Origin of the sequence: Burkholderia sp. SRS-25 (assembly GCF_004343765.1) — a bacterium.
Lineage (GTDB): Bacteria > Pseudomonadota > Gammaproteobacteria > Burkholderiales > Burkholderiaceae > Burkholderia > Burkholderia contaminans.
Map to the genome: position 1 here is coordinate 20,629 of NZ_PTXM01000028.1, position 26,438 is coordinate 47,066.

The following is a 26,438-nucleotide window of genomic DNA, read 5'->3' on the forward strand; positions in this document are numbered from 1 at the left end:
TTTTTCTTCAATGGGCGAGCAGGCCGGGGGCACGGGCGGGCTTGCGCCGCGGGAAGATGCGCTCGAGCCAGACGGCGAAGGCGGGCAGGACCGTCATGGCCATGACCATGTTGACGATGAACATGAACGCCAGCAGCTTGCCCATGTCGGCCTGGAACTTGAGCTCGGAGAACGACCAGGTGGCGACGCCGATCGCGAGCGTGATCGCCGTGAAGATGGTGGCCGTCCCGATCTCGAGGATCGATTGTTCGAGCGCCTTGACGATGCCGACGCCGTTGGCGAGATGCAGCTGCAGCCGGTTGTAGATATAGAACGCATAGTCGACGCCGATGCCCACCGCCAGCACCATCACGGGCAACGTGGCGACGGTCAGGCCGATCTGCAGTTCCTTCATGAACCAATACCCGATGAACGTGCCGATCGTCAGGGGCAGGCAGCAGGCGAGGACCGCGCGCAGGTCGCGGTACGTGACGAGGACGAGCAGGACGATGGTCGTATAGACGTAAAGCATCATCGGCAATTCGCTGCGCTCGATTTCGTCGTTGACCGCGGCCAGCACGCCGGCGTTGCCGGACGCGAGCCGGATCTTCACGCCCGGCAGCTTGTTCGCATCGCGGAAATGCTTCGCGGCGTTGATCACCTGGGTGATCGTGGTTGCCTTGTGGTCGGCCAGATAGATGTTCACCGCGGTCATGCTGCAGTCCTTGCGCATGACGCCGGGCGTGCGGGCCACCTCGCCGGCCAGCGATGAATAGTTGTCGGGGTCGATGGGGACCGCCGACATCTTCGGATTGCCTTCGTTGTATCCCTCGTTGTACTGCCGCAGCAACGACGAGAACGAAACGACCGACAACACGCCGGGGACGGCACGCATCGACCAGACGAAGCGATCCTGGTACGCACCGACCTCCACGTTGTTGCAGGACTGGGGCGGCGCTTCGAAGACGATGGAAATCCAGTCCAGGCCGACGTCGTAGCTCGACGCAATCGACACCGAATCCTTGTTGAACCGGGCATCGGCACGAAGCTCGGGCGCGCCGGCCTGCAGCGTGCCGACCACGCGGTCCCGACTTTCCCAGGCCGCCACGGCGAACACCACGACGGCGGCCAGCAGGACGATCGCCGCATTGCGCGGAATGGCGACTTTGGCGAGCACGCGGAGCACGCGGCCACGACGAACGGCATGCCCTTCCGCATTCTTTGCGTAATTGCCGTCGACCTTGAGCAACGACGCGGCCAGCGGAAGCATCACCAGATTCGTGACGATCTTGTACGCCACGCCGAGCGAAGCGGTGATCGCGAGCTCGCGCACCATCGGGATCGGAATCAGGATCAGCGTGACGAAGGACACGAAAGCGGTCACCAGCGCGAGCGTGCCGGGAATCAGCAGCCCGCTGAAGCTGGATCGGGCGGCTTGCTCCACCGACTTCCCGTGGGAGATTTCGCGAACGATGAAATTGATCTGCTGGACGCCGTGCGACACGCCGATCGCGAACACCAGGAACGGAACCAGCACGCCCAACGGGTCGAGCCCGTAGCCGAGGAGATGCAGCGTGCCGAACTGCCAGACGAGCGAGACCAGCGAGCAGGTCAGCGGCAGGATCGTCAGGCGAACGGAGCGGCAGTACCAGTAGACGGCCAACGCGGTCAGGAGCAGGGCGATCGCGCAGAACTTCAGGACGGACGACGCGCCGTTTGCAATATCACCAATCTGCTTCGCGAAACCGATGATCTGGATTTCATAGTTCGAATCCTCGAACTTGGCGCGCAATTGCGATTCGAGCGCCTTGTCGAATGCCACATAGTCGACTCGCTCACCCTTCGCATCCAGCTCGTTGAGATCGGCGGTGACCATTGCGCTGCTCTGGTCGCGCGACACGAGGCTGCCGACGAAGCCGCCCTGGGCAGTCGAGCGCGAAATGGCGCCGACCGTGTTGCCGTCGAGCTGATCGGGCGTCACGGTGCCGGGAATGAGCGGGTCCGCGCGGAACCCGTCTTCGGTGATCTCGTTGACGAATGAATTCGGAGTCCAGAGGGATTGAACGCTGCTGCGAGACACGTTCGGCAGGAAGGTGACCGCCTGGGTGACTTCATACAGGCGCTTCAACCCGGCCGGCGTCCAGATGCTGCCCTTGCGGGCCTTGACGACGACGATCAGGCGGTTGGCGCCGAGCAGGTCACCACGATACTCGTTGAACGTCTGGGTATATTCGTGGCCCAGCGGAAGCTGCTTCTCGAACCCGGCATCCATGCGCAGCTTGACGGCGAAGCAGGCCATGACGACCGTGAAGAGAACCAGAAGCCCCAGCACGAGACGCCTGTGACCGAACAGCGTATTTTCCAGCGAATGAAGAATTCTTGGCAGCTTGCTGGGTCGGGCTGCGTCGGAAACAGGCGTTTGATTCATATTGACCTCAGAAATTTCGAGAAGCGACGATTGCCACGAAGTCCCTGTCACGTAGCGGGTTGGCCAGCGGGTTGGTCGGGCCCATGAAACGGGTGTAGTTCAATCCGACCTGCCAGTTCGCCGGGTTCTGTATGAAGTTCACATACAGGTTCATGGCCGTCACGCCGCGCATGAACTGGGCATTCACGTTCGGCGTGTTGCCGAAGAGGCCGTATCGGACGAATATCCCCGGATTGACCTGCCACCCGGGAATGAGGGTGCCGTCGTAGACCCAGTTGAAATCGACGTCGATCCCGCCGGAGTATTTCGTTCCCTGGGCACTACCCGGCGTGTTGAGTGCGCCGGTCGCGAACAAGTCGTTGAATTCGTTCCCCCACAGAAGCGCGCCAGGCGAAATCGGCGACCCGCCGTAGCTCTTGTGAAGCCCCGGATACGCGATGATCACCGTCTCGGTCGTCAGCGTGGCGGTCTGGGCGCCGAGCAGCTTCAGGAACGCCGCGGAATTGCCCGGCTGGAGCGAGTAGAGCGTCGTCAAGTGCCACTGGAATCGCTTCTCGTCGACCCAGCAGTTTCCCCCTTGCGCGACGCATCCACTGGCCGGGTTCAGCGGAACTGCGTCTCGGGGCCGGTACGACAGTTCGGTGCCGATCGCCCAGTCGCCCACGGGGAAGTTGGCGCTGACACCGATCATGTGACGGTCTTCGGGAAACCGGAAGACCGTCCCGCCCGTCGAGCTCAGCGAGACTTGCGGGAACTTGTCGTGGTACGCGATCGTGTAGAAGCCGAGATTCAGGTCCGTTCCCGCCGGCTGGTAGCGAATGGAAAAACCATACTGCCCGCCGTTCTTCGGATGGACGGTCGAGGCGCCGTACGTGTTGTTGCCGGGCCCGACGATCTGGTTCGACCAATAGCTGCCAACCGGTGGAAGGTAATTCTGGTTCCAGTTGCTCTGGTAGTACCCTTCGACGTTCACGCCGTGACCCACGCCGGATGCGACGCTCACGATCGGCGCGGGCAGGATGATCTCCTTGACCTGCGCCCCGGGCTGGGACGCGCGATTCACGTCGATCGCGTTCGTCGCATTGACGCCGCCGGTTTCCCAGATGCTTTCGCCCCAACTGACGACCTGGTTACCCACGCGGATGCGCGCAATCTGGTCGCCTACGTTGAACTGCTTGCTGACCCACAGGTCGAGCAGGCGCGGCTTGAAACGGATGTTCTTCTCGGCATCGGACGAGAGCCCGCCGCTCAGGTTGGGCGACGGGTTGTAGAACAGGTCCTGTCCGCTGGTTGCGCCTGTCGTGCGGGTACCGGAGTAGTCGTATTGCCACGTGCCGCGTGCCATGAACGTGAGCCCTTGCGACGGCATCTTCAGGACCAGCTCGTGGTTGCCCTTGAGATAGCTCGTGAACGGATCACCCTTGCCGTAGTTGATGTCGCCCTGATCGGAGAGGCCGCTCAACTGACCGAGTCGGCCGCCACCTGTCTGCGCTCCGGTGGCCACGTTGTAGGTCGGCGAGACGAGATTGCTGCTCGGCGACGCGGTTCGGATGCCGACGCCGGCCGATATCGTCGAATCGAAACTGCCTTCGACGTTCCCGATCGTGAACGTGAAGGCGTGCGCGCTGCCGCACCCGACGGCGACAAGCGCCGCGATCGCCGCGCGCACGAACACCACGCTGGAGCGGGGCTGTAATGAGGAGGTGGTAGCCATTTTGTTTCGGCCCTTGTCAACGCTCGCTCAACGCACGGAGATTGTCGGCGTTGTAGAAGCTCGGCTTGTAGTGTTGGTCCGCCGACGAGTCGACCGACCACTTCGCGTCCCGCCCGGCCGCGAGCATCGAACCGTCCACGAGGTACCGGCCGTCGACGAGGTTGTATTGAGCGAATGCGAGCGTGTCGCAGCTCCCCGTCTCGTACACCGGAATGATGTAACCCTCGCGAACCTTCGAGATGTTGCCCTGCGCGTCGTAGTCCACCGCGCCGAGGTAGCTCCAGCTGTCTTCGTCGACATAGAAGAGGCGCTTGGGAGCGGTATGGCGCATCCCCTGCTTGACCGTGGCTTCCACGACCCACACGCGATGGAGTTCGTAGCGACGCTTCGACGGGTTCACGAAGTCGGGGCCGTAGGCATCTTCAAATTTGTCCGAGAAGTCGTACATGCCCAGGTCGTTATAGGTAACGATCATTTCCTTCTTGCCGAGCAGCTTCCAGGAGAATCGGTCCGTCTGTCCGGAGAAGATCAGCGCTTCATCGATGTTGTACTGGTTGTCGAAGCCGATCTGGGGCGCATCGTACGCATACGACGGCATGCGACGGGTGCGGCGCTGCCCAGGGAAGTAGTAGAAGACTTCGGTCGGCTTGTCGGCATAGTTCGTAAAGATTGCGGCCTGGCCGGCAATGGCCGCCGGAGACTTGTACGCGTAGTAGGCGTTGCCTTCGACCTGATTGACCTTCGCGAACGTCGTGCCGGCCTTGTCGCCCCACGGCTGGTAGATCCACGCGTCGGACACGTTCTTGATCCAGTCGGACGCGCCCTTGCGCGGGGAGACGACGGTGGTGATGTCGCGCATCTCGACGCCTGCGCCGCGGTAGTGCAGCTTCGCGTTCCACATCACTTCCGCGCCGGTCTTGGGCGCGGGGAACGGGTAGCCGGGCAGGCGGGCATCGGCGAGTTCCGATCCGTCAGCCGACATCTTGGCGAAGCCCGCGTTGTTCTTCGTGTTCTCCGCGACGAAATCGGGGACGCCGCACGTGCGCCGGGACGGATAGACCGGCATCGTGAAGCCCTTCAGGTTCTTCAACAGCGCAATCTGGCCCGGGTTGAGCTTGTCCGCGTACTTGTCGACATTGCTGGCGTCGATCGTGTACAGGGGCTTGTCGGATTTGTACTTGAAGAAGTCCGAGCGGCGCTTGCCGTAACTCCAGCCCGCCCCGACGTTGCCCACGGGTGTCCAGGCAGGAATGCCGCTCGCGGTGCCGGCGATTTCGGCGCCCGACGGCGTATGAGATGAATCCGTACCTTCCGCGAGCGCACCGGTCAAAGACATCGCGACGGCGGAAGCGATGACGGACAATTTCGCTGCCGATCGGATGAGCGAAGCAGATTTCTTGAAAGAATGAGTCTTGACCACGGCTATCTCCTTGACCTTGACCAGCTGACGTGCGCCCGCCAAAGGGTTGTGCATAGGTAAAAACGGTTGAAGGTGCCGATAGTCCAGGCCGTTTATTAGCTATGCGAAATGAATTGGGGTGTGTTCGTGCTTTGTTTTACTGAATCACCGAACTTCCAGGTCATCGCTAAAACGTAGAAGTTCGTATTGACCGGCGCCTGGTCGGGCGCCGGACGGCTTGTCGATGCATGCAGCTATTGGGCGCCCACCGGGGCCGGATGCGGCTCGTTCGACCGGATCGGCTTCGTACGCGCCGCTTTTGAACGGCTTCCGGCTTCCGGCTTATGCCGGGATCGACGAGAAGTATTCAGCCGGCTGAGCGTGCCATCCTGCCCAGCGCTTTTCCCAGTAGAGGTTGTGAATCTTCTCGGAGATCGGGCCGGGGCCGTTGCGGTTGCCGAGGGGTTGGTCGTCTACCGCGCTGACGGGCATGATCCCGCCTGCCGACGACGACGTGAATGCTTCGTCTGCGTCGCGCAGCTGGGTCGCGGTGTACTTGCCGATGTTCACCTTGATGCCGAGCTCGGCGGCGATGTCGAAGACGCTCTGGCGCGTGATGCCCAGCAGGCAGCCTTCAGCGGGGGTGTAGAGCTCCCCGTTCTTGACGAAAAAGACGTTCGCACCGGCTGCTTCGGTGAGGTTGTCGTGTTCGTCGACGAGAACCGCCCAGTCCTTCTCCTGCGTCATGGCTTCGAAGAGCGCGAGCTTCATGTCCATCCAGTGGAAGTTCTTGGCCGTGGGATCGACCGCCTTCGCGGAAATGCGGTTGTAGTGCTTGCTGATCAACAGGTTCGAGCCACGCGTGCGAACTTCGTCGTCGGCCTGGAAGAAGAACGGCACGGCAAACGCGAACATGGCGTTCTTCATTGCGCTGCGGTCGCGGCGGTCGACGCTCAGCGGGCCGCGGGTGACGCACCACCAGACGTACGCGTCCTTCAGGCCGGCGTTGCGCACGAGATTGTGGAGGATCTCCCGGACCTGGTCACGATTGAACGGATTCTCGAGGAAGAACTTCGCCGACGACTCTTCCATGCGCGCGAGGTGATCGTCGAGCCGGAAGAAGTTGCCTCGCGAGACGGTGACGACGTCGTAGGCCGCGTCGGCATGCAGGAATCCCGCGTCGACGAGCGGGACGGTCGCTTCGGTGATGGGAACGTAGTTGCCGTCACAGAAGGCGCTGCCATCTTCATAGCGGGGTTCATGCGGAGCGCGAGCATGCAGCGGATTCTCGTGCATGATCTGCTGGACTTGAATGATTGCCATGGTAGTTACCTTTCGCTCCCGAGGGAGAGTTGTCGTTCGATGTTGACGTCAAAAGCGACCGGGTCTCGGCGCGCTTCCTTGCGGATTGCTTGCTTCCTGGCTATCCGGCGTGAAGTCTGCCATATGACTTGATCAAATGACCGTGTAGTAGAAAGTATTGCTCGAAAAATTCCTTGTCGATGAAGGTTAACCCTCTGTGATGCGTGCCGCGATACGCGAGCGGCGAGCAGACTCGTGCTTGCCGGCCGGTGATCGTCGAACGTCCGTCCCGGCAGACCAAACCGGTCGGCCTGGGCAAAGAGGCTTCGGCGTGTTGCGAGCATCCGGTCACACGTGCTGCAGGTCTTTTGCAGCGGCATGACCGTTCGTTCCCTGAAGCGTCTTACTTTGGTATGCCGGTGGCAATACTGATTATTACCGAGTCATGTGACTTGGCCAAATGATCAAAAAAGACGTTAGTATGGATCTTCCCGGGCGATCCAGAAGGCTGAAGCTTCGCCCTCGATACAAAATGACATGGAGCGAGCAGATGCCGATTTTCGACGCAGACCATCTCCGCAAGGCGTTCATAGGCGGCCGTTGGGTGGAGCCGGTGAACGGTGGCATGGAGCACGACATCATCAATCCGGCGACGGGCGAAGTCTCCGGCGTGTTGCTGTTCTCTGACGAAGACGACGTGAACCTGGCCGCGGAAGCGGCGCGCGACGCCTTCACAGCATTCTCGAACACGCCCCTCGTCGAGCGGCTCAAGCTGCTCGAGCGCGTGATTGGGGCATACACGGAGCGGTTGCAGGACATGGCCGACGCAATCACGCTCGAGATGGGCGCACCGATGGACGCTATCTCCCGCCCGCTTCAGGCGGCGCTGGGGCTCTGGCACCTCCATACGACCCTCGAAGTTGCGAAGCAGTATCCGTTTGAACGAGCCCAGGGCACGTCGCGGATCGTCAAGGAGCCGGTGGGGGTGTGCGGGTTGATCACGCCATGGAACTGGCCGATGAACCAGGTCATGTGCAAGGTGGCGCCCGCGCTGGTGGCGGGGTGCACGATCGTGTTGAAGCCCAGTCAGAATGCGCCGTACTCGGCGATCGTTCTCGCCGAGATCCTTGAAAAGGCCGGCGTTCCTCCCGGCGTATTCAATCTCGTGCAGGGCGCCGGGCAGCGCCTGGGCAGGGCCATTGCGTCCAGCCCGCTCTTCGACATGGTGTCGCTGACGGGTTCGACGAGCGCCGGCGTGGAGGTCGCTCAGGCCGCTGCGACGACGATCAAGCGGGTGACGCTGGAGTTGGGCGGAAAGTCGGCGAACATCATTCTGGACAGCGAAAACTTTCAGCAGGGTGTCACGCACGGCGTGCTCCAGATGATGGCCAACTCCGGCCAGACATGCACCGCGCCCTCGAGAATGCTGGTGCCGGCGCACCGGCTCGAGGAGGCGGAGCAGATTGCAGTCGCGGCGTGCACGCAGGTCGTCGTCGGCGATCCGCGCGATCCCGGCACGACCATGGGGCCGATGGCAAACCAGCGCCAGCATCGCAAGGTGCAGGAGATGATCCAGACGGGAATCGACGAGGGCGCGGTGCTCCTGTCGGGTGGGCTCGGCAATCCCTCCGGGCTTGAACGAGGCTACTACGTCAAGCCGACGGTCTTCAGCCGGGTGAACAACCGCATGAAGATTGCAACCGAGGAGATTTTCGGCCCCGTCCTGGTGATCATCCCGTACCAGGACGAATCGGACGCTGTCGCCATTGCCAATGACTCGCCGTACGGATTGTCCGGCTATGTTTATGGCGACACGATCGAACACGCGGAGCGGGTCGCCAGAAAGTTGCGGACCGGGATGGTGCATTTGAACGGCGCGCCCGTCGACATCGCGGCGCCGTTCGGTGGGTACAAGCAGTCCGGCAACGGACGAGAGTGGGGCTACGCCGGCATCGAAGAGTTCCTGGAGACGAAGTCGATGTTCGGCGCGGTGCCGGGCGCCGTCAGCTAGCGGGAATCGACGACGGGCGTCCGGCGGTATGCGGGCGTCCGTCTACGGAAAGGCGGCAGGAGCGAAGCCTGCCATGAAGCATCGTGCGGATGGGCTTGGTCGGGCTGCCGGCCATGGCGCAATGACATGCCCCGGCGACGTTCACGCTTGTACCGTCGAGTTCGAGAGGGAGGTGGCAAACGCCTCCAACGCTGAACTTGCACTATCCAGGTTCGCCCTGAGCTCGCGGATATTCGTGTCGCCTTGCCAACTGTTCAGCAATCCATCGATCAGGATGATGCTCATTCTGGCGACGGATTCAATCGCGTCAGGGTTGACTTGCGGCGCGCGCTTGCCGAGGTAAGCGATCGTTCGCTCGATGGTCTCGACATAAGTTTTCAACGCGAAGTCGGGGCGATGACGCTCTGCCCACTGGATCAGTTCAGACTGTGCCCGGGCGTACGACGGATGCTGCACGAGCCATTCGGCATTCTTGCGCAGTTGCCATCCGGCGAGTTCGCCGAAAGAATGAAATTCCCTGTCAGCGAGAGCATTCGCCGCGAGCAGGTCGAACAGGGATTCGTAAACCGCGTCGAACAGATCGTCCTTGGTATGGAAGACATAATGCAGCGATGCCAGAGGGCAGCTTGCGGCTTCGGCGATTCGCCGTGTGGTGGCTCCAGCGACGCCGTGCGCGGCGATGACTTCGACGGCAGCGTCAACGAAATCTTGTCGCCGCAACGCAGCGCGAACTCTTGTCATTGGTAAACTCCGGTACCCGAAAATCCTCTTCCGTTCACGTCATACACCGGTGTAGTGTTTATCCGTGATACATGGTCAAGTGACCATAACGCCCGTGAATTATGTCGGCTTCTTGAAAGTTTGTCCATGAATGGGCCGGGCCGCGGGTGCCCTGAATATTCAGTTCGCTTATTTCAGCTGATTTCGGAAAAGATGATCATGTGACTTGATCATTTGATCGGTCAACGTTAAGCAGACGAAGAGGCGCTGTCGATGGAGGTAAACCCGTGAGCGCGAGAACTGCGGCGTAAGACCGAGGGCTGTCTGCCGGGAGCGTCGGGTTTCCATGCGAACGGAAACGGGGTGCTTGGCCGCAGCCGGTGTGGATTCTCTGAGGTGCCGGTTACTTCACGTCGCACGTGTTGCGCTCGAACGCGAACAACGGTTCCCGAGCGCACCTTCGAGCAGCGTGTGCACGTGGTGCGGCGCATGGGCGAAATGGCGAACGTCATGCGCCGCGAGCCGTGTGGTCATTCTGAAGCGACGACGGCTGCCGCTGTGAGGGCACCGGAGGGAGCCAGTGCCTCCGGGCAGGTGGCAGCCGTTCAGTGCTTCCGTACGGACTTGCGAGGGGTCTTGGCGGCAGGGCGAGCGTCCGACAGGGATGCCGCGTAGGCGGCCAGCATCTTGCTGGCGTGGTCGACATCGGCAGCCAGACGTTTCGAATCTTCCTGGGCAAACCACGAGAAGAGCAGTCCGTCGATCAGGACGATGGTCAACCGCGCGATGGCGTCCAGCGCCTTGGCATCTGCACGCGGCTCGGCGGCGGTCAGGTTGGCGCGGGCGCCTTCCTGGGAGATGCGAAGGGCGCCAATGGCCATGTCGGGCTGGTGCCGGAGCGCCCAGGTATACAACTCGGACTGGGTTTTCGCGTATGTCGGATTTGCTTCGAACCAGGCCATCACGGAGCGCAGGTTGAACTCCGCCAGGTCCGACAGGGTGCCGTGCTCCGGAGGCTCGGGACTATCCGAGCGGATCAGGTCGATCAGCGACTCGTAGACGGCGAACAACAGCTCGTCCTTTGAGTGAAAGACGTAGTGCAGGGAAGCCAGTGGGCATCCTGCAGCCTCGGCGATGCGGCGGGTCGTGGCACCCTTCACACCGTGCTCTGCAATCACCGCGACAGTCGCCGCTACGAGGTCCTGGCGGCGGACTTCAGCCCGTACTCGCTGCATAGGCCAGCGCTCCGTTATATGTCTTCGTCCAAAGGCGCTACCCGTGCAGGGTAGTCGAATCCTCGGATATTAGCATGACGATGGACGGCATTTCGCAAGCAACGGAAGGCATTGTCCGGCACGGATGTTGTGCTGCCACGGCGGTGTGAGAAATGCCGCTCGCAGGTACGGCGACCGCCGTGCGTGCACGACGAAGCAGCCATGCGTGCGCTGGAAAGGGCGCCGCTGCGTTGGCTCGGACGGCGCCTTCATGAGGAGGCTAATGGAAACTCCGTATTCCCAATGTCCTGTCGAAGCATAAGACTCGTGCCTGCAGATTCGTGGTCATTTGATCAAGTCAACCGTCTGCACCGCTATCGTGACGCTGAGCATCACTTGGTGCGGCTGATTCCCCACGCCGGGGCATGCGTATCACCACCGGTTGCGTCAGCCGCACTTCACGAAGGGCGAACACCTGGATCCGATTGGCATACGCCTTGCTTTATAGTCGTATGATCAAGTCAATTGATTTGATTGATTGACTTGAACGAAGGATATTTCTCGATAGTGTGGTCAACGACAACGATAGGGAATGCGAATGAGCAACGTGATTGCTGTCCTGGGCCTGGGGGTGATGGGGTCCGCCATTGCCGCCACCTTGCTTGACGATGGTGCGGAAGTCGTCGTCTGGAACAGGAAGGCTGAAAAGGCGCAGCATATGCGCGAACTGGGAGCCCGGGTTGCCGAGCGTGCCACCGCCGCCGTTGATGAGGCGGACGTCATCGTCGTCGTGACGGCAACGCCCGTTGACCTCGCGGCAGACTTCGAGGCGCTGGGCGAGCGTCTGAAAGGGAAAACGGTGATCAATCTGGCAACGGGGCGCCCGTCCGAGGTCCAGAAGCTGGATCAAATCGTGCGTGGCGCCGGCGCAAAATTCATCAGCGGAACAATCCAGTGCTTCCCGCCGGATATCGGCCGCGAGAGCGCCGCCATCCTTTTTGGTGGCGACGGGAAGATCTGGGGCGAAGTGGAGCCTCTGCTTCGGAAGATTGCGCCGCAATCCACCTACGTCAGTGCGCGACCTGACGTGCCGAACGTGCTCGACGCCGGGTTGACGGGCACCTTCGTTTTTGGTGCCGGCGCAGCCTTCCTGGAAGGGCTCAGATTCGTCGTGAACTCGGGCATTTCGATCGACGAGATTCGCGACCTGATTCCAACCTATATCGCCGGTCAGACTCATTTCATCGAAGGTCTGTTCGAGTCCGTGGCGGCCGCCGACTATCAACCGCGAGGAGCAGACCTCGACATCTACGCACGAGCGATCGAACTGTTTCAGCAGGCGCAGGAAGATATCGGGCAACCGCCGCGAATTCTGAAGGCGCTCCGTGAGCGAATCCTGTCATCCATTGCAGAAGGCAGTGGTGGCCGAGGGTACGCCGCACTCTTCAATCATTGACACTTTGTTGGAGGAATCATCATGTCGTTGCAGCGCCTTTCAAGTGGTAGCACTCCTGAAGATCTTGCTAATGCAGTCAGGCAGGATGGTGGAGCGATCGTCAAGAACTTTCTCGATGCCGATTTGCTTGCGCGAATCCAGCGTACGCTCTTTGACACGCTCGAGTCGGCTCCGAACGGAGTAGACGACTACTTCGCCGGTACGCAGACGCGTCGCGTCTCGCGCCTCTTCGCGCGTACCGACTGGATGGCCGAGGTTGCGTTGCATCCGCTCTATCTGGGTGCGGCGCGCAGCATCCTGCAGACGCCGATCAAGATCTGGAGCGGCGAAAACCAGGTCGACGTCGCTCCCGATATTCAGGTGGGGGTCACGCAAGCCATTCAGATTCTGCCGGGTCAGGGCCTTCAGCCGTTGCATCGTGACGATTCCGTATGGCTCTGGCGGCACCCGAACTATGGGCGCGAGGCCCGGTTCCAGGTGATGGTGGCCGTATCGGACTTTACGGAGGCAAACGGCGCCACGCTTGTCATCCCGGGTAGCCACAAGTGGGACGACGAGCGCATGCCCAAGAAGGAGGAAGCCATTCCCGCGACCATGTCCGCCGGCGATGCGCTGTTCTTCATCGGCTCCACCTATCACGGAGGAGGGAAGAATAGCAGCGATGCGCCGCGCACCGGCCTGACGATGTCGTATGACCTGGCGATCCTTCGGCAGGAAGAAAACCAGTACCTCACGGTGCCCATCGAACGCGTGAAGCGCTATCCGGAAGAACTGCAGCGCCTGCTCGGCTGGACGTACGGCACGACTTTCGCCGGCTTCGTCGAGCGTAACGGTCAAATGTCGGACCCGAACGACCTGTTGAAGATGAAGGATTTCCTCGAGGTCGGGCATTTCGATTAACGGTCGGGATGTGTGGTGGAATCCCGGCCCGATTTTTACGCGGAGATCGGGCGATTCCATCACCTGAAGGCATCGTGGTCGGTCGACGGGATGCTTGGGGCGGTGAAGCGCGAGCAATTTCGATATTGCGATTTTTCGGCTGGATGCAGCAGTCTTCGAAACAGTGCCAGTATGAATGCGAGCAAGAGGGCGATTCGACGCCTTGTCGCGATCTCGTATTCGTGCAAACGACAAGGAGTCGATCGTGAGTGTCGAAATCAAGGGAATCCGAAAAATCGCGCTGCTTTATACAGGAGCCGTGGTCTGGACTCCTACCTATCTGCTCCCATTCAGCATCGAAGAATCGATGGCCCGATTCGGGCTGTCCGAAAGCACCGCTGGTTGGCTTGCGTCCGCAGTGCTGCTCTGTCTTTCGCTTTCCATCATCTTTTTCGGTCGTCACACGGCGACGTTGAACAAGAGAACGGGTGCGCTCGCTGCGGCAGCGCTTGCCGTTCTGTCGACGTGTGCGATGTTTTCACATAATTTCTATGTATTCGTCGCCGCGAAGCTGGTTCTCGGCGCCGCCTTGGGCGTCAGCTGTGTGTGCGCGTATGGGGTGATTGCACACGTCAAGCATCCGGAGAAGGTCGCCGCGCAAGTCGCTGTGGCGATGGCCATCATATTTTCATGTGCGATGTACGTCGTACCGATCTTGAATGTGAAGATGGGTCATATCGGGGTGGATGCCGTCCAGCTCGCCGTGGTCGTGGCAGCGCTGTTTTTCGGCGCGTTCATGCATCCTGCCGTCAACGCAAGCGAGGAAGAGGTCGGGAAGGACGCCATCAAATCCAGTGACGTCCGGGGGATTCTGATCAGCGCATTCTTCATCTACGTTTCGCAGACGGCCCTCATGGGATTTGCCGCTGAGGTCGCTGCAACCCGGGGCGTCGAAGCGGAGCAACTCGGCATGCTGTTCATGCTCAATGCGGCCCTCCAGTTGCCGGTGGGGGTGGCGGTCAACTGGCTGGGCGATCGCTTTGGTCTGTTCAAGCCGATCGCCCTTGGACTCGCGCTGTTGATCGCGTGCAGCCTGGGCATGTATTGCGTGGGCGGCAAGTGGGCGTTTCTCGTGTCGACGGCGCTCGTCAGTGCCGGCGCCACGCTGGTGGCTCCTTATATGGTGGCGGCGCTTTCGCAAATGGATTCCAGCGGAAGAAGCACCGCGACCTGTGCGTCGGCAATCAATCTTGGCCTGACGGTGGGCCCCGCGATTGCCGGCACGGTGTTCAGCGTGGCCGGTTTGCGTGCGGTCGGCTGGCTCTCCGTCGGGTTGCTGGTGGTGCCGATCCTTCTGACCAGCGTGGCGATCCGGCAATTCAAGGCAAAACATGCCGAAGCCGCTGTCGCCTGACGTGCGCGACGAAGCGATCAACTGAGCGTGGCCGCACTGACCGTACCGGTACCAGGGCGGCGCCAGCATGCCTGACATGCCAGTGCGGAGCAGACATCTCTCGGAAGAGCCCGCTCGCGTCGACAGGCAGCGCAAAAAACTGCCGCGAACGTGGATGACGAGCGCAGCGGCAGACCAATATCTCGACGATCATGGAATTTTTTCATGGAACTCAAATTCTATCTTTATTGCCTGGCTGATCTCGCGTTGATCGTGACTTCGTTCATATGTGGCGTGAAGTACTTCCGGAAGCGCAACGGCCTCCTCGGATTCGAGTCGCTGGTCGTGACGTTCTCGGCAACGAATTTAATGATCAATGCCTTTACCGGCAAGGCGGTCTTTTTCAGCATCTCGCTTTTCTGCGACGCGTTTTCAAGAGGCTTCGGCGTGCCGATCATCATCGTTGCGGGCATGATGTCGGTTACGCATCGATATAAACCATCGATCGTCGGCGACGTGTTGTATGCGGTGGGCGCACTGGTGGGGACGGTTATTTTGTGGACCGCGGATTTCATGGTTGGCCCCAAACCGTATTTCTATCTGGTGATGTGGTCTTTGTTCTCGTTTTATCTCATTTACGTTGTCAAGAAATTGGCGAGCGCCGGAGAGTATCGTAACGCTGCGGGTGTTGTCCTGACACTCGTATCCACGCAGATTATTGCGAGCATCTACGACTTCTACCCTATCCCTGGCGACAGCGATCATATGATTTTCTATATATTTGCATTACTTTCTTGGTCTTATATGTCAGTTTCGTTGTATTACGCCTATTGCGCGCTGGAACGGGTGCAGGAAAAGGAAGGGAATCTGATTCGAGGCTATACCCTTGGCCGCCTGGAGCGAAATCCGCGGTAATTGTCGCGTTCCTGCGGGAATCTATTTGTATCTTCGTACGAGAGAACGGCTATGGCTACCTTGATCGTGAGTTATCCCGCTGCAGAGGGTATGGATCTTGATCGCGAGTACTATCTTGCAACCCACATCTCGCTCGTAAGGGCGGCGTGGGGCGAATGTGGCCTGCAGTCGGTGGAGGTGCTGTTTCCGGCCCCGGGCCCACAGCCTTTTGCCTGCGTCACGCTGCTGCGTTTCAGCGATCAGGCTGGAATCGATGCCGCGCTCGCTTCGTCCAGAACAGCGGAGGTGGTCGGCGATGTGAGGAACTTCACCCGGGTCCAGCCGGCGATCTTCCGGGCAGGCGACTGATTGGCACGACGTGACGTTTTGCGCTGAGGTGCGTGCGACCTGCACCGGGCGGCGTTCCGGCGCGTTGTCGCACACTTATTGGGCAATAAGCGTCACGTTGCTGGAAGAGGGCGGCAGCAGGCGGGATGGTCGACGGCAATTTGACCACGACGCGGTTCAGGCGTGAATCGCGTGTTGCCTGAAACCACGCCGATCGATTGCTCGCGCGGCCAATCAGGGCTTTGACGCCGGGAGAATTCACCGGGCAATACGGCCTTCGGCCGTGGGCCGAAGGCTGATGGAACGTCCGGTATTAACGCTGCACCGTGTCCAGAATATCCAGGCGGCTCACTGCAACCGCCTTCTGCTTGATCGCGCCAAACGCCGCTTCGGTCGCCTCGAGCGTACGCGCGATGTCTTCGTCGGTATGGCTCGCCGTGAAGAACATGTTGTGCCACGGGTGGAGATAGGCGCCATTCTTGATGACTTCCGAAGCCCACGCCCGGCCGCGCGACACGAGTTCGTCGTCACCCGCGAACAGCATCTGGGGCATGACGCTCGGCCCGGTCTGCTTGAGTTCGAAGCCATGCCGCTCGGCTTGCTCGGCGAGCCCGGAGCGCAGCTTGTCGGCCAAGCGCCTGGTGTGTTCGAGGTAGTCGGTTTCCCGTACCAGGCGCAGTGTTTCGATGGCCGCCGCCATCGGCACAGCGGAGAGCCAGTAGGAGCCCGTGACGAAAATGTTCGTCGCTGCCTCTCGCGCCTTGTCCGAACCGAGCACCGCCGCGATCGCATAGCCGCCGCCGATGGCCTTGCCCCAGCAGCTGAGGTCCGGGTGCACGCCCCAGTCCGACCATGAACAATCACGCGACAGGCGCAACCCCGTGCGAACCTCGTCGACGACCAGAAGCGCTTCCTGCTCGTCCGCGAGGCGACGGCATTCCTTCGCGTACTCGATCGACGGGAAAAACTGATCGTAGAGCACTTCGTGGCGGAACGGCGTTGCATAGATGGCCGCTACGTCACCATCGACGCTCTTGACGGCGGCGTTGAGGCTCTCGATATCGTTGTACTCGAAGTAGACGACGTGCGCCCGGTCTTCCTTGGTAATCCCCGTCGTATAGGGCACGTTCCACGGGGACGCACCATGGTACGTGCCGCGCGCAACGAGAATCTTCCGCTTCTCGCGATACGCGCGCGAGATCACCATGGCCATCGACGTGGCGTCCGAGCCGTTCTTGCAGAACATCGCCCAATCGGCGTGGCTGACCTGTTGGGTGAGCGCCTCGGCGAGCTGAACCATCACCTCGCTGGGGCCCGTTGCCGTGTCGATCTTCTGCAACTGCAGGGCAGCGGCCTGCTCGATCCGCTCGTTGCCGTAGCCGAACAGATTCGTGCCGTAGCCACACACGTAGTCGATGTACTTGTTGCCGTCGACGTCCCAGAGATGGGTACCTTTCGCTTTTGCAAAGTACAGCGGGAAATCTTCCGTCAGGTACTTGACGCTCTGGTGACCGTACATCCCGCCCGGGATGACCTTCTCGGCTCTTGCGAACCACTCGTTCTTCCTTGCCAGCCTGTCCATGCTCGACTCCTTGTGAAAAATTCGTTTCCGGAACGTCAGACCCGGTATCAAGTCTTTTGACTGAGTCATTTGACTATTCATTCGGAACCCGGGAATTTTAGGGAATGCTGCATCCGAAATCTCGCGTCTCGTCGTCGGATCGACGTGCCGACCATCCGCGCGTCGCGAATGCAGCTTTGCTGCGTCCCGCGCTTGAGCGTCTGTCGTTACTTCATGTTAGTAGGTCAAGTGACCAAGTCTAGTGTCCATAAATGTCACCCAGACGGAAATTGGCGTTTTCCACTAGACCCGCGCAGCAATGGATCAACGTCAGGTTCGCCATGCGGCGGCAATGGGGGGCGAGGCATGTTGAGCGGCGGCAGTTCGCCGCGTGCGCTGCGCGGCGTCGACATCTGATCCGCATCATGGAAATCCCCGCTCAATCTTTGGAGCGAGGATGCAGGGCGATCAAGGTGGGGAGGTGGGCAGGGGGACGGCGGAGTATTTCCGCCAGAAGATTGCGCTGCGGGAGATCGCGGTGCGTACGGGCGTGTTCACACGCGCGGTGCGCGCATGGCAGGGGCAGACTGATTTACGCAGCCGGAAGCATCCGAAGCGCGCGGGCACGCGCGTTCTCGACGCGTGGCCTCACATGCTGTCGGATTGGTTCAAGACCGAAAGCCACCGACCGACGCGCGAGCGATGTGCTACACGGATCGCGTTCGACACGATCCGCGTGCGAGGCAACGCCAGCGTGTTCGATCTTTCCAGGGGAAGTCTATTGGCTCGAGTCGTAGTGCTCGATATGGTAAAGAACCATGAATCCCGGGCTTAGTACAAGAAGTAACCCGGCAACGAGTGAGATTGCGACGAATAAACGCTTCACCATGATCGCGCTCCTGAGTTGGTTGAGGTGAATTAGAAAGTCGATTCCTGGGGGACCATTCCCGGAAAGGCGCGCGATCCCCGCATTGTTCTCAAGACCGCAACGCGATTCGTCAGGTCGATCTTCATGGGGTGTCTCGCTGGTGGTGATTCCGTCGTGGCCCGCGCATGTGCATGACGGCATCCGGGGAGGGGGCCGCCCCTCCCGGACCCAAGCAGGCGCCTGTTCGTGGCTCAGAGGCCGAGATGCGTCGCGATATCGTCGTAGTCGACTTGCCAAAGGCCCGGCGTGCCGGCGGGATATTGCGAGCGGAAGCCGATGATTCGCTGAACGCGTTTCGACAGGCGTCGCACGGTGTCCATCTCGACGATGAACGGATACGCTTCCTCCGGAGTCAGGTAGGACGGTTGCATCGGAATCGTGAGCCCGCGTCGGCGCTCGTTCTTCGTCACGTTCGCGCCGCCACCGTGGATCACCTTTCCGCTGAACAGCAATGCGTCGCCGGCATCCATTTCGGCGGCAATGGTCATGTCGGGCGTGCCCTTGCTGTCGAAGTAATCCTCGTCCCAGTTCTGGCTCCGCGGAATGATCCGGGTGGCACCGTTTTCCTCGGTGAAGCGCGTCAGCGCAATCATGAGGTTGGTGAATACCGTAGGCCCGTTGACGCCGAGCGCGCACAGGGGCGGAAAATTGCCGACGTCGCGATGCAGCATCTGTGCCGTGTTGCCCGGGCCGATGTCGATGACCTGCGCGGTCGAAAGCCACCAGTCGCCGGACTCTTCGCGGTACAGCACCTCGCCGAGTTCATGAAAGAGGTCGTCGTCCAGCACGTCTCCGAAAGTCTTGCTGTGCGTGACCATGTTCGTCAGGCGCTTCGTATAGGTGCCGTGGAATTCCTTGATCAGTTCGTTGTCGTGCGACGACCCCTCGCGAAGCCGCTCGAGCGGCGCATCGACCTCGCGGTTGATGTTTGCGACCTGCTCCTGGGTCAGATAGTTCTTGATCCGGACTCCACCATATTGATCCATGAGCGATACGATCTCTTGTGCGCTGGTCTGCTTGGAGACGATGGGGAGCGCGTCCTGAATATTCTGAATAGTTGCGTTCATGTTTGCCTCAAAGTTGCTTGGACGGGTAAATCAGATGCGGCGTTACGTTCTGATTCGAGTGGTGATCCAGACATCAAATCAAATATTTGACTGAGTCATGTGACCGCGTATACCTTTGCCTTCTGCCATACGTTCCTTTCACGACAGTTGACGGAACGCGCACGTTGTTCCCGACGTTGTCGCGACCGCCGGATGGTCCGGTACCTGTATCCAGAGCCAGAGGCGACAGACATGGAGCCATTCACCGAGGTTTACGGTGAACTGCTGTATTCGTGACAAATAAGGTCAAGTGACCAAGTCGTATGATCGAGAAAGTTAACATGGCGTTTTTTGACGGTCGATCATGGTTAACCCGTCGCTTTCGGATGGTGTAGCTAATAAGAAAAGAGCGGTCGTTCCGGCGTGGATGCGGAAGTGCTGGTCACGCGCGGCGAGGTGGGGCGCGAGGTGACTCAGGATCAAATGGCCACGCCGGCAAGGACGATCTGTACGGCTTTGAGCAGAAATGCCCGGAGACGGATCACGGTATTGCTTTGATATCCTCTGCAAAATAGGTGTGGCGCGCGCTGGGCGGTCGGGCACGAAAGCTGCTCGCTCCTCGGAAGCGCCCACATAGGGGGCGATCGCGATCACAAGGCGGCGCAGCTGCACCGCGACCGGCGCACGATCCGCAGACGATTTTTCAAGCGCTTGTCAATTCTGTCCCGACTCCGCGGCGCGTTCCGGCTTCTGCACGACGAAACGCCGTGAGATGCGCGAACGCCATTGCTCGAAGGCATGCCGGTATTTTCAAAGCGGCTCGCGCGTTGAGCCGGGCACGGAAATCGCTCCGGTCCGCGGATGTCGATGGGCGCCAAACGCACATTCGAGCGGCAGCGCTTCTGGTGTTTCACGAGAGGCGCTTCACCCAGCGATTTCGCGATCTATTGTCAGGAGGGCAACGCCATGCACACATTCACGAACTGGAGCCCACTGGTCTCGTTGATTGCCGGGATTCTCATTCTGGTGGTACCGCGCCTGCTGAACTACATCGTCGCAATCTACTTGATCGTCATAGGATTGCTCGGGCTTTTCGGCGGGCATTTCCACTGATGCGCCGCGTCGGAATCTAGATGGGTTCGACGCGTACCTCGACTGAGTCCCGGGGCACCGTCAATCGCGTGCGGCCAAGCAGTGCATCCGCGGGAGCGGTGCCGTCCGGGTTCAACGGTTTCACCTTGTTGAACGTGACGGAAAAGTATTCCGGTGTGACGGTGGCCGATGCATAACCCTGCGCGTCGTGGTCGGCGTGGCACAGATCGGGGTTGTTCGCCATCAGGAACCGGTCGAGTCTGGCTGGGGTCGCCGCGATCGACGCGAGCGGTGTACCGTTCCATGCGGCTTTCAGATAGGCATGGAAGGACAGGCTGCTGATGCCGGCGCAGACGAAATCGACGATGACCGGCACCCCCGTCGCGGGATCGGGATCGTCCCGCACCACACCGCCCTGAAAGGCATGCAGGTCTCCGGTGATCGCGACGACGTTATGGATCCCGTGCTCTCTCAAGTAAGCGAGCAGTTCGTGCTTGTGCGCGGGATAGCCGTCCCATGCATCGCAATCCACCACGAGGCGGGCCGCCGGCGTGCCGGGGGCGCCCGGCATCAGGAACCACAGACGGTTCAACATCACTTCGTTGCCCCACACCTTCCAGGTTGCCGTCGAGCCCTTCATCAAGGTTTTCCACCATCGGGTCTGTTCGGGGCCGAGCATCGACGGCGGGCGGCCGAGCTGCCGCGTTTCGCGCGCCTCGTCACGTTGCAGCGCGTCCTGCTTGACGAAGTAGCGCGAACCGGCTGCATCGTCGCCATGCACCGGGTCATGACCGTGCGCGCGTGCGACAGCGGCTTCGCTCACGACGTGGTCGTCGCGATACAGCCGCTCGTCGGTCATCACCAGGTGCATCAGCATGCCGAAGCGAAAATCGCGGTAGATGCGAATGTTCGTGTACGACCGATCGTCCGGCTCGAAGCGCACATCGTCCCAATCCACCGGCATGTATTCCGCCCACGCGCGACTGGCGCTGCGGCGCCGCAGGGTTTCCTGCCGCTCCTCGTTGGTGTAGACCTGATGATCCTGCCAGCAGTCGTCGGAAAATTCGTGGTCGTCCCAGATCGCAATCATCGGCAGGCGCTGGTGCAGCGTCTGCAGGCGCGGATCGGTCCGATAGGTGCGATAGAGCGTCCGGTAGTCGTCGAGCGTATCGGCATACGCGCGGCCGTCCGCGAGCAGCTTGCCGCCGGGCAGGTGCAGCGGAGGATGCGCCGGCTCGGCACGGCCGGGGGGCGCGGTCCCCACCGTTTCATAGATGTAGTCGCCCACGTGCACGACGAAATCGAGGTCGCGTTCGTCGGCCAGCAGCGTCATCGCTTGCCAGTGGTTGACGCTCCAGTCCTGGCAGGTGAGCCACGCGAAGCGAACCTGATCGTTGGCCTCGTTTGCCGCCGGCGCCGTGCGCGCGACACCCGTCATGCTGACGTCGTCGCCGGCGACGAACCTGTAGTGGTAGGTGGTCTTCGGCGAGAAGGCCGTCACCTTCGCGCGCACGGTGAAGTCGTAGGTGGCCAGCGCCCGCAACGGGACGCGGGCGACGAGCGTGGAGAAATCCGGCAGCGTCGATACTTCGAGTCGTAGCGATACCGCGCGCGCGGCACCTTTTGCATCGTGCTGCACGTCGCCTGATACCGGAACGCATCGCGTCCAGAACACGATGGAGTGATCGCGCGGATCGCCGCTTGCGACGCCTTGCGGGAATCGATGGAGGGTCTTGCGCACGGGGCTGCCCGGCGGGGCCGCCGGTGAAACGTCGTGCGCGGCGGCGACGGTGGCAGCCGCAATGGTAAAAAAAGCCGACGACTTGAGGAAATGGCGACGATCCATTGGTCCTCCCGATCGACATCCCGTGGAGACGGGCTGCGCTGCAGCAGGCGTCCGCTTCTCGCGCCCGACAAGCATGCCACTGCCTCCCGCAACGCGCGGCAGGCGGAGCAGTCGATCCGGAACGTTACTGCGAAGATCGAAGGCTGGAAAGTCGTGCGAACCCCATTTCGAATTCCCGCACGCCGTCTGGCGGAAGGCCTCCGTGTTCAGGAACGCGCATTGCTGGATACCGGGCAGCAAACTCGGGGAGTGAGCAATGCACAACGGCCACACCGTCGGCAAGGCGGCCGCGTGGCTTGCCGTGAGCGTCGCGCTGGCGCTTGCCGCGCTGGTCATCGTCATCGTGACGTTCGACTGGAATCGAGCCCGGCCCTGGATCGATGACAAGGTGTCGGACGCGATCGGACGGCAGTTCGCCATCAACGGCGATCTGCACGTCGGATGGCGTCGGCCCACGAGCGAGCAGGGCTGGCGCGCATGGGTGCCGTGGCCGCGATTCATCGCGCGCAATGTCACGATCTCCAACCCCGATTGGGCGCGCACGAAGTATTTCGTCACGCTGGACGCGATCAGTTTCGAGGTCGAGGCGCTGCCGCTGATGGCGCGCCGCATCGTGATCCCGGCAATCGATCTGGTCAATCCGTCCGTCGACCTCGAACGCCTGAAGGACGGGCGAGCCAACTGGACGTTCAAGTTCAAGCAGCCCGCTCAGTCGGGCCGATGGACGCTCGACCTGCATCAGATCGCGTTTGCCCAAGGCAATCTCGGCTACTACGACCAGCAGAAGCAATTCGATCTGAGCGCGGTGATCAACACGCTTGGCCAGCCGATCCCGTTCGGCGCGGTGATGAAACAGCAGGAGGCGTTGGCGCACCACGAATCGGCACGGGCCGTCGGGCCGGCAGGTCAAAAGAAGCTTGCCGCCCAGGCGCACGCGGGTTCGGCGCAGCCGGCGGTTCCTGCATCAGGGGTTGAAGCGGCGTCACGCGCATCGGCCGCGGCGTCGCAAGCGTTGGCCGCTGCTTCGCATGCTGCAGCGACGACATCCGGCACCGCGATCGCCCCGGCTGCATCAGGCCCGGCGGCGCGTTCGAACGCCCCTTCGACTGCCGCACCGGGCGCGGCGGCCTCGGCGGCATCGCATGCATCGGCGGGTGCGGCGCCCGCGGCATCCACCGGTGTCGGCACTTACGCGATTGGCTGGACCGTCAAGGGGATCTACAAGAAGGGCAAGGTCGCCGGCACAGGCAAGCTCGGCAACCTGCTGGACCTGCAGGGCGCGCAACGCCCGTTTCCGGTTCAGGCCGATTTGCACTTTGGCGATACGCACCTGGCGCTGGTCGGCACGCTGACGGACCCGTCACACCTGGCCGCGGTCGATCTCCGGCTGTGGCTTGCGGGCACGAGCATGGCCAAGCTGTATGACGTCACGGGCATCACGCTGCCCGAAACTTCACCTTATGCGACCGACGGCCGGCTGGTCGGCCAGTTCCGGGCGTCAGGCAACGTTTTCAAGTACGAGAACTTCACGGGACGCGTCGGCGGCAGCGATCTCGGCGGCACGCTGGTGTACGTCTCGCGCGAACCGAGGCCGTTGTTGTCCGGTACGCTGGAGTCGAAGCTGCTGCAGTTCTCCGACCTTGCGCCGCTCATCGGCGCCGACACGAATGCCAGCAAGGCGCGGCGGGGCGCCGCGGTCGCACAGCCCGCGAACAAGGCGTTGCCGGTCGAGACATTTCGCACGGAACGCTGGAAGAAGATCGACGCGGACGTTCGATTGACCGGCCGGCGCATCGTCAAGACCGCGAGCCTGCCGATCACCGACCTGTCGACCCACATCGTGATGCAGGACGGTGTGTTGACGCTCAACCCGCTGAACTTCGGCGTCGCGGGCGGTACGCTTGCTTCGAACATCCACCTGGACGGCAGTGGCGTACCGCTCAAAGGGCGGTTCTCGTTGCAGGCACGCCATCTGAAACTCAAGCAACTGTTCCCGACCTTCCCGGTGATGCAAACGGCGCTCGGCGAAGTCAACGGCGATGCCGCGTTGTCGGCCACCGGCAATTCGCCGGCGGCGCTCGCCGCGACGTCCAACGGAGAGGTGAAGACGTTGGTGACCGACGGGACGGTGAGCCTCTTGCTGATGGAAGCCGCGGGGCTGAACGTCGCCAACGTGGTGTACGAAAAACTGTTCGGCACACGCGACGTCAAGATCAACTGCGGCGCGGCCGACTTCGTGGCCACCAACGGCGTGCTCGACTCGCGCGTATTCGCGCTCGACACCGAGGATGCGGTGATCGCAATGGACGGCAACGTGAACCTGCGGGACGAGACCATGAACCTGACGATCCATCCCCACACCAAGGGATTCCGGGTGATATCGCTACGCTCGCCGCTGTACGTCACCGGATCCTTCAAGCAACCGCACGTCGGGGTGAAGGCGGGCGCATTGATCGCGCGGGGCGGTGCCGCGGTCGGGCTGGGCTTGCTGAATCCGCTCGCCAGTCTGCTCGCGTTGCTGCAGCCGGGCCGCAGCCGCCCGTTGCCGTGCGGGCAGATGCTGGCCGACATGGAGCGGCGCCCGATCGCGCCGCCGCCGGGCGTCCGGCAGAAGACGAAGGCGGCGCCGGCATACCTGAACGTGCCGTCGGCGGCTTCTTCAGCGTCCGCGCCGGCGGGTGGCGAACCCCGGCATGGGAAGTGAGTGAGGTGTGCGGTAGCAACGCGGACGCTTCGCGCCGACGCTGGTGCAGCCACCACGCGTCGCCCGTACGCAAGCGTCGCGGACGCGTCGGCCAGGCCGCCTAGACGGCCCCGGCAAAGGTGCGGCGCAGGCCGACCGCGGCTTCCCATTGCGCGCCGATTGCCGTTTCCAGCGCGTCGCGGGACCGCAGGTGCGCGTGGCGCGCGGCGAGTACATCGCTCATGTCGGCCTGGCCTGCGTCATACAGTCTGGCCGCATTGCGTGCGGCCACCTTGCCGGCCGCCTCGGCGCGTTGCCACTCCTGCATCGAACGATCCGATGCCGACCATCGGGCGAGGCTCGTCTCGACGTCGACGAGCGCCGCCAGCATGGCCTTTTCGTATTCGGCCATCGCTTCCTGCGCGCGGGCATCGTGCACCGCGACGTTGGCGCGAATCCGGCCACCGTCGAGGATGGGCAGCGTCACCGACACGCCATAGCCGACCGCCACGCGAGGCGCGGCGCCATCGCCGATCGCGGCCAGCCTTTCCTTCGTCCCTGCCCACTCGATCTGGAGCCGCGGATAGACCTCTTTCCGGGCGGCGCCGGCACGGGCGAGCGCGGCGTCGAGTGCACGCGCCTGACGCTGCACGTCGGGCCTGCGCTCGAGCAGCGTGGCGGGCAGCACCGTCGCGGGCGGCGCGGGCAGTGCGGCCGGCACGGCTTGCGCGCCGAGCTCGGGCGCCTGGGAGCTGCCGACGAGCAGCGCGAGTTGATGCAAGCGCACCCGGTGTTCGCCGTCGAGCAGAGCAAGCGACGCCTGTTCCTGCGCCAGTTCGGCACGCCAGCGTTCGACATCCAGCGCCGTCACCTGGCCCGCGGCGAATTTGCGCGCCGCCACGACCGCCTGCCTTTGCGCAACCTCGAGCGCCTCGCGCTTGAGCGCTGAGCGCCGCTCCAGCGTGCGCAATTCGAAGTAGGCGGTACTGACGTCCGCGGCCAGCGCAATGCGGGCTGCGCGGAGCGCCTCGCGAGCGACGGCGCTGTCGGACCGTGCGGCATCCACCAGCAACGCACCGCGCCCGAACAGATCGACTTCCCACGCGGCACGCAAGCCGACGCCGCTGCGCTCCGCACGCGGATCGACGCTGTTTTCGCGCCCGCGCTCGCCGCGCGCCATCGCATCCAGCCGCGGGCGGCGCTCCGCCTCGGCGCTGTCGCCGAGCGCGCGCGCCTGTGCGAGGCGCGCCGCGGCGACCTTCAGGTCACGATTGGCATCGAGCGCGCTGTCCACCAGTCGATCGAGCACCGGATCGCCAAAATCACGCCACCACGCGTCGCCGACGGTGCCCTGGTGCCCGGGCGATGTCTCGGCCCATTGCGAGGGCGCAGCAACGGCGGGCGTCGTGGCAACTTGGCTGGGCGGGGCGACCGCACAGCCGCCGAATGCGAGTGTCGCGACAAGTGCAAGACAGGTCAGCGCTCGCTGTGCGGGAGCCGGGCGGGAAACAACGGTCGTCATGGATTTACCTTGAGTCTTGACAT

The 26,438-nt window shown here is 62.0% G+C and carries 19 protein-coding genes; 9 read left to right on the top strand and 10 right to left on the bottom strand.

Features of this window, described 5'->3' with window-relative positions; translation table 11 throughout:
- Positions 1–7: 7 nt before the first annotated feature.
- The 4 genes from C5O79_RS32740 to C5O79_RS32755 form a co-directional block, all read right to left on the bottom strand.
- Entirely contained in the window at positions 8–2,407 is a 2,400-nt protein-coding gene (locus tag C5O79_RS32740) for an MMPL family transporter (RefSeq protein WP_122478793.1), read from the bottom strand.
- A 7-nt stretch (positions 2,408–2,414) separates the two neighbouring features.
- Positions 2,415–4,121 carry a DUF1302 family protein gene (locus tag C5O79_RS32745; RefSeq protein ID WP_046546608.1) on the bottom strand — a complete coding sequence of 569 codons (1,707 nt, stop codon included), beginning with the start codon at positions 4,119–4,121 and terminating at the stop codon, positions 2,415–2,417.
- Positions 4,122–4,137: 16 nt separating this feature from the next.
- Complete coding sequence (locus C5O79_RS32750) at positions 4,138–5,457, bottom strand: DUF1329 domain-containing protein (RefSeq protein ID WP_047853658.1); 1,320 nt, start codon at positions 5,455–5,457, stop codon at positions 4,138–4,140.
- Between the two features lie 405 nt (positions 5,458–5,862).
- Positions 5,863–6,843, bottom strand: a complete 981-nt coding sequence (locus C5O79_RS32755) for an aminotransferase class IV (protein WP_053060323.1) — start codon at positions 6,841–6,843, stop codon at positions 5,863–5,865.
- A gap of 529 nt (positions 6,844–7,372) precedes the next feature.
- On the opposite strand from C5O79_RS32755, the gene C5O79_RS32760 reads away from it, so the two are divergent.
- A complete protein-coding gene (locus C5O79_RS32760) occupies positions 7,373–8,833 on the top strand; it encodes an aldehyde dehydrogenase family protein (protein ID WP_122479114.1) in 1,461 nt (486 codons plus the stop codon).
- Positions 8,834–8,974: 141 nt separating this feature from the next.
- On the opposite strand, the gene C5O79_RS32765 is transcribed toward C5O79_RS32760, so the two are convergent.
- Both C5O79_RS32765 and C5O79_RS32770 read right to left on the bottom strand, forming a co-directional pair.
- Positions 8,975–9,574 carry a TetR/AcrR family transcriptional regulator gene (locus tag C5O79_RS32765; RefSeq protein WP_122478795.1) on the bottom strand — a complete coding sequence of 200 codons (600 nt, stop codon included), beginning with the start codon at positions 9,572–9,574 and terminating at the stop codon, positions 8,975–8,977.
- Positions 9,575–10,158: 584 nt separating this feature from the next.
- Positions 10,159–10,788 (bottom strand): TetR/AcrR family transcriptional regulator, encoded by a 630-nt coding sequence (locus tag C5O79_RS32770; RefSeq protein ID WP_046546611.1) that lies wholly within the window; start codon positions 10,786–10,788, stop codon positions 10,159–10,161.
- Positions 10,789–11,365: 577 nt separating this feature from the next.
- On the opposite strand from C5O79_RS32770, the gene C5O79_RS32775 reads away from it, so the two are divergent.
- From C5O79_RS32775 to C5O79_RS32795, 5 genes are all read left to right on the top strand, one after another.
- Positions 11,366–12,223 (top strand): NAD(P)-binding domain-containing protein, encoded by an 858-nt coding sequence (locus C5O79_RS32775; protein WP_236862406.1) that lies wholly within the window; start codon positions 11,366–11,368, stop codon positions 12,221–12,223.
- A gap of 21 nt (positions 12,224–12,244) precedes the next feature.
- Complete coding sequence (locus C5O79_RS32780; RefSeq protein WP_059709046.1) at positions 12,245–13,123, top strand: phytanoyl-CoA dioxygenase family protein; 879 nt, start codon at positions 12,245–12,247, stop codon at positions 13,121–13,123.
- A gap of 244 nt (positions 13,124–13,367) precedes the next feature.
- Positions 13,368–14,516, top strand: a complete 1,149-nt coding sequence (locus C5O79_RS32785; protein WP_226148036.1) for an MFS transporter — start codon at positions 13,368–13,370, stop codon at positions 14,514–14,516.
- A 204-nt stretch (positions 14,517–14,720) separates the two neighbouring features.
- Positions 14,721–15,410, top strand: coding sequence for a hypothetical protein (locus C5O79_RS32790; protein WP_059709047.1), 690 nt, complete (start codon positions 14,721–14,723; stop codon positions 15,408–15,410).
- A gap of 51 nt (positions 15,411–15,461) precedes the next feature.
- A complete protein-coding gene (locus C5O79_RS32795; protein WP_046546616.1) occupies positions 15,462–15,758 on the top strand; it encodes an EthD family reductase in 297 nt (98 codons plus the stop codon).
- Between the two features lie 292 nt (positions 15,759–16,050).
- Here the strand turns inward: C5O79_RS32795 and C5O79_RS32800 are convergent, their stop codons facing one another.
- On the bottom strand, positions 16,051–17,319 hold the full coding sequence (locus C5O79_RS32800) for an aminotransferase class III-fold pyridoxal phosphate-dependent enzyme (RefSeq protein ID WP_122478799.1): 1,269 nt from the start codon (positions 17,317–17,319) through the stop codon (positions 16,051–16,053).
- Between the two features lie 436 nt (positions 17,320–17,755).
- On the opposite strand from C5O79_RS32800, the gene C5O79_RS32805 reads away from it, so the two are divergent.
- Complete coding sequence (locus C5O79_RS32805; protein ID WP_122478801.1) at positions 17,756–18,133, top strand: hypothetical protein; 378 nt, start codon at positions 17,756–17,758, stop codon at positions 18,131–18,133.
- Between the two features lie 284 nt (positions 18,134–18,417).
- On the opposite strand, the gene C5O79_RS32810 is transcribed toward C5O79_RS32805, so the two are convergent.
- Positions 18,418–19,293, bottom strand: coding sequence for a phytanoyl-CoA dioxygenase family protein (locus C5O79_RS32810; RefSeq protein ID WP_122478803.1), 876 nt, complete (start codon positions 19,291–19,293; stop codon positions 18,418–18,420).
- Positions 19,294–20,238: 945 nt separating this feature from the next.
- Between C5O79_RS32810 and C5O79_RS32815 the strand changes: the two genes are divergently transcribed.
- Complete coding sequence (locus tag C5O79_RS32815; protein ID WP_076841491.1) at positions 20,239–20,385, top strand: DUF3096 domain-containing protein; 147 nt, start codon at positions 20,239–20,241, stop codon at positions 20,383–20,385.
- Positions 20,386–20,401: 16 nt separating this feature from the next.
- Here the strand turns inward: C5O79_RS32815 and C5O79_RS32820 are convergent, their stop codons facing one another.
- Positions 20,402–22,210: an alkaline phosphatase D family protein gene (locus tag C5O79_RS32820; protein ID WP_122478805.1), complete on the bottom strand. Its 1,809-nt coding sequence runs from the start codon at positions 22,208–22,210 to the stop codon at positions 20,402–20,404.
- A gap of 256 nt (positions 22,211–22,466) precedes the next feature.
- Here C5O79_RS32820 and C5O79_RS32825 point away from each other — a divergent pair, with 256 nt between their 5' ends.
- Positions 22,467–24,914, top strand: a complete 2,448-nt coding sequence (locus tag C5O79_RS32825; protein ID WP_122478807.1) for an AsmA family protein — start codon at positions 22,467–22,469, stop codon at positions 24,912–24,914.
- Between the two features lie 100 nt (positions 24,915–25,014).
- On the opposite strand, the gene C5O79_RS32830 is transcribed toward C5O79_RS32825, so the two are convergent.
- Positions 25,015–26,415 carry a TolC family protein gene (locus C5O79_RS32830; RefSeq protein ID WP_081421300.1) on the bottom strand — a complete coding sequence of 467 codons (1,401 nt, stop codon included), beginning with the start codon at positions 26,413–26,415 and terminating at the stop codon, positions 25,015–25,017.
- Between the last annotated feature and the right edge of the window lie 23 nt (positions 26,416–26,438).

Bases quoted from the DNA above. Each gene is read 5' to 3' on its own strand.
- C5O79_RS32760 (WP_122479114.1), top strand. From the start codon at position 7,373: ATGCCGATTTTCGACGCAGACCATCTCCGCAAGGCGTTCATAGGCGGC.
- C5O79_RS32780 (WP_059709046.1), top strand. From the start codon at position 12,245: ATGTCGTTGCAGCGCCTTTCAAGTGGTAGCACTCCTGAAGATCTTGCT.
- C5O79_RS32815 (WP_076841491.1), top strand. From the start codon at position 20,239: ATGCACACATTCACGAACTGGAGCCCACTGGTCTCGTTGATTGCCGGG.
- C5O79_RS32825 (WP_122478807.1), top strand. From the start codon at position 22,467: ATGCACAACGGCCACACCGTCGGCAAGGCGGCCGCGTGGCTTGCCGTG.
- C5O79_RS32810 (WP_122478803.1), bottom strand. From the start codon at position 19,293: ATGAACGCAACTATTCAGAATATTCAGGACGCGCTCCCCATCGTCTCC.
- C5O79_RS32830 (WP_081421300.1), bottom strand. From the start codon at position 26,415: ATGACGACCGTTGTTTCCCGCCCGGCTCCCGCACAGCGAGCGCTGACC.
- C5O79_RS32800 (WP_122478799.1), bottom strand. From the start codon at position 17,319: ATGGACAGGCTGGCAAGGAAGAACGAGTGGTTCGCAAGAGCCGAGAAG.
- C5O79_RS32745 (WP_046546608.1), bottom strand. From the start codon at position 4,121: ATGGCTACCACCTCCTCATTACAGCCCCGCTCCAGCGTGGTGTTCGTG.
- C5O79_RS32755 (WP_053060323.1), bottom strand. From the start codon at position 6,843: ATGGCAATCATTCAAGTCCAGCAGATCATGCACGAGAATCCGCTGCAT.
- C5O79_RS32790 (WP_059709047.1), top strand. From the start codon at position 14,721: ATGGAACTCAAATTCTATCTTTATTGCCTGGCTGATCTCGCGTTGATC.
- C5O79_RS32740 (WP_122478793.1), bottom strand. From the start codon at position 2,407: ATGAATCAAACGCCTGTTTCCGACGCAGCCCGACCCAGCAAGCTGCCA.
- C5O79_RS32750 (WP_047853658.1), bottom strand. From the start codon at position 5,457: ATGTCTTTGACCGGTGCGCTCGCGGAAGGTACGGATTCATCTCATACG.
- C5O79_RS32805 (WP_122478801.1), top strand. From the start codon at position 17,756: ATGCAGGGCGATCAAGGTGGGGAGGTGGGCAGGGGGACGGCGGAGTAT.
- C5O79_RS32770 (WP_046546611.1), bottom strand. From the start codon at position 10,788: ATGCAGCGAGTACGGGCTGAAGTCCGCCGCCAGGACCTCGTAGCGGCG.
- C5O79_RS32775 (WP_236862406.1), top strand. From the start codon at position 11,366: ATGAGCAACGTGATTGCTGTCCTGGGCCTGGGGGTGATGGGGTCCGCC.
- C5O79_RS32765 (WP_122478795.1), bottom strand. From the start codon at position 9,574: ATGACAAGAGTTCGCGCTGCGTTGCGGCGACAAGATTTCGTTGACGCT.
- C5O79_RS32795 (WP_046546616.1), top strand. From the start codon at position 15,462: ATGGCTACCTTGATCGTGAGTTATCCCGCTGCAGAGGGTATGGATCTT.
- C5O79_RS32820 (WP_122478805.1), bottom strand. From the start codon at position 22,210: ATGGATCGTCGCCATTTCCTCAAGTCGTCGGCTTTTTTTACCATTGCG.